This is a genomic window from Kordiimonas aquimaris (genome assembly GCF_025574485.1).
In the GTDB taxonomy this organism is placed as follows: Bacteria; Pseudomonadota; Alphaproteobacteria; order Sphingomonadales; family Kordiimonadaceae; genus Kordiimonas; species Kordiimonas aquimaris.
Genome location: NZ_JAOBPO010000001.1, coordinates 1 through 2500 on the forward strand (window position 1 = coordinate 1; position 2500 = coordinate 2500).

Here is a 2500-nt window from a genome sequence, read left to right on the forward strand (position 1 = left end):
GAGTAGGGTTTTAGGTGCGCATGCCTATCGGCATTGCTTCCTTGTCCTTGGCGCTCTTTCGCAATGCACTGCATTGCTGCGCCGGCGGTTGAACCTACTTTATCCGTAGGTTCAAGTCTTACTCACACAGCCCATATACGCAAAAAGGGCCCCTGATGGGACCCTTTTTATCGTATTGGTTGCGGGAGTAGGATTTGAACCTACGACCTTCAGGTTATGAGCCTGACGAGCTACCGGGCTGCTCCATCCCGCGTCAATTATATTATGTCACCCGTTCCGATGGCTTATGCCATTCTCCGATGTGACGCAGCTCAGGGCTGCTATGTGTCTGCTTCCGGTATTGCTATCGCAATCCCATGAAGAGGGCTCAAGATTGCCCTTGGTTGTCGACTATAGGAATCAATTGTCCTTTTAGACGACAAAACCGCCTTTTGAAGGGCGGTTTTTGGTATTTGATATGTGGTTATGTGTACACTCTTTTGTAGATCTGGCGGCGACCTACTCTTCCGCGCCTTAAGACGAAGTACCATCGGCACAAAGGCTTTTCACTTCCGGGTTCGGGATGGGACCGGGTGGGACAACCTTGTTATAACCACCAGATCAACAAAAGAGTGTTATTGCGAGTATCAAAGCATGCTTTGAGTAATGTTCCAAGACAATCTCTAATTACCGAACAGCGTAGCTGTGAGGCAAGGCCAAGCGGCCGCCGCGCACTTTTGCGCGAATTAAAGACAAAGAAAGCTTTCCTTTCTGTCTATGGAGAGGCTCAAAAGCCTATCGAGCAATTAGTATCAGTTAGCTTCACCCATTACTGAGCTTCCACACCTGACCTATCAACGTGGTGGTCTTCCACGGCTCTCAGAGAGACCTTATCTTGAGGGGGGCTTCCCGCTTAGATGCTTTCAGCGGTTATCCCTTCCGGACATAGCTACCCTGCAATGCGGCTGGCGCCACAACAGGTCCACCAGAGGTCCGTCCACCCCGGTCCTCTCGTACTAGGGGCAGCTCCTCTCAAGTCTCTTGCGCCCACGGCAGATAGGGACCGAACTGTCTCACGACGTTCTAAACCCAGCTCACGTACCTCTTTAATTGGCGAACAGCCAAACCCTTGGGACCTGCTCCAGCCCCAGGATGAGATGAGCCGACATCGAGGTGCCAAACACTGCCGTCGATATGAGCTCTTGGGCAGTATCAGCCTGTTATCCCCGGCGTACCTTTTATTCGTTGAGCGATGGCCCTTCCACACAGAACCACCGGATCACTATGACCGACTTTCGTCTCTGCTCGACCTGTCAGTCTCGCAGTCAGGCAGGCTTATGCCATTGCACTCGACGATCGATTTCCAACCGATCTGAGCCTACCTTCGCGCGCCTCCGTTACCATTTGGGAGGCGACCGCCCCAGTCAAACTACCCACCACAGAGGGTCCCAGTCCCGGTTTCACGGGACGTGGTTAGACATCAGAGACAACAAGGGTGGTATTTCAAGGATGGCTCCACTCGCACTGGCGTGCGGGCTTCAAAGCCTCCCACCTATCCTACACATGTTATCCCTAATGCCACTCTGAAGCTGTAGTAAAGGTGCACGGGGTCTTTCCGTCTGACCGCGGGTACTCCGCATCTTCACGGAGAATTCAATTTCGCTGAGTCTATGCTGGAGACAGTGGGGAAGTCGTTACGCCATTCGTGCAGGTCGGAACTTACCCGACAAGGAATTTCGCTACCTTAGGACCGTTATAGTTACGGCCGCCGTTTACCGGGGCTTCAATTCGCAGCTCTCACTACTCCTCTTAACCTTCCGGCACCGGGCAGGCGTCAGACCCTATACGTCGTGTTATCCACTTCGCAGAGCCCTGTGTTTTTAGTAAACAGTCGCCACCCCCTCTTTTGTGCCCCCAACTAAAAGTTGCCTTAAAGCTGGGCCTCCTTATCCCGAAGTTACGGAGGCAATTTGCCGAGTTCCTTCAGCATAGTTCTCTCAAGCGCCTTGGTATGCTCTACCATCCCACCTGTGTCGGTTTAGGGTACGGTCAATATGGTGGTGCTATTTCCTGGAACAGATTCGCGGCAAGACCAATCCAATAAGGTCTCACAACTTACTCCATTCGTCACATTCCACCTGGTTCAGGAATATTAACCTGATTCCCATCGACTACGCCTTTCGGCCTCGCCTTAGGAGCCGACTCACCCTGCGCGGATTAGCCTTGCGCAGGAACCCTTGGGATTTCGGCGACAGTGTCTCTCACACTGTTTATCGCTACTCATGTCAGCATTCTCACTTCTGATATCTCCAGAATGGCTCGCGCCACACCTTCGCAGACTTACAGAACGCTCCGCTACCACTTGATCATAAGATCAAATCCACAGCTTCGGTACTTGTCTTTAGCCCCGGTACATCTTCGCCGCAAGACAGCTTATTTAGACCAGTGAGCTGTTACGCTTTCTTTAAATGATGGCTGCTTCTAAGCCAACATCCTGGTTGTTTTGGCCGTCTCACATGCT

At 52.1% G+C, this 2500-nt stretch carries 1 tRNA gene and 2 rRNA genes (1 of these 3 cut by a window edge); all 3 read right to left on the reverse strand.

The features are described from left to right. Nucleotides 1-176: 176 nt before the first annotated feature. Nucleotides 177-253 (reverse strand) — tRNA-Met (locus OEU88_RS00005). A gap of 232 nt (nt 254-485) precedes the next feature. Then, a 5S ribosomal RNA gene (gene rrf / locus OEU88_RS00010) occupies nt 486-600 on the reverse strand. 163 nt (nt 601-763) lie between these two features. Continuing rightward, nucleotides 764-2500: ribosomal RNA gene (locus OEU88_RS00015) — 23S ribosomal RNA — on the reverse strand (it continues 1011 nt past the right edge of the window).